Source organism: Curtobacterium sp. ODYSSEY 48 V2 (genome assembly GCF_023712625.1).
In the GTDB taxonomy this organism is placed as follows: Bacteria; Actinomycetota; Actinomycetes; order Actinomycetales; family Microbacteriaceae; genus Curtobacterium.
The window spans coordinates 1-398 of the sequence record NZ_JAMAXX010000059.1 but is presented as its reverse complement, the minus strand read 5'-3'; the positions used below and the strand labels follow the sequence as shown (position 1 = coordinate 398).

1 protein-coding gene is annotated in these 398 nt (G+C 36.2%); it reads right to left on the bottom strand.

Going from position 1 to position 398, the window contains the following annotated elements:
* The coding region (locus tag M3666_RS16470) for a formylglycine-generating enzyme family protein (RefSeq protein ID WP_251155824.1) at nt 1-398 on the bottom strand (398 nt) is incomplete at both ends.

The following is a 398-nucleotide window of genomic DNA, read 5'->3' as shown; positions in this document are numbered from 1 at the left end:
GGTAAATACTCACCATTATTTGTTGGAAACTGAAAATATTGACCTCTGGATCTTGCTGCATATTCCCATTGCGCCTCTGTTGGTAAATCAATCTTGTTACCAGACTCCTTACCTAACCACTGACAATAGTCTTTTGCCTGTTGCCAGGTAACCCCAACAGAATAATCTCCTTTTTGCAAGGATGGATAATTTTTTAAAAAAATATGGATGGGTGCTTTTTTTACCCCTGTTATTTGCAGATATTTATTATAATCATCGTTGGTAACTTTAAACTTTGATATCGAAAAATCACTTAATACAACTTTATGTAATACCTTATCATCCTGGTTTATGCTGAAAGGTAGTTTTTGACCGACTAATGGTCCAAAATCCCCCATTAAAAACTCGCCGCCCTGAAC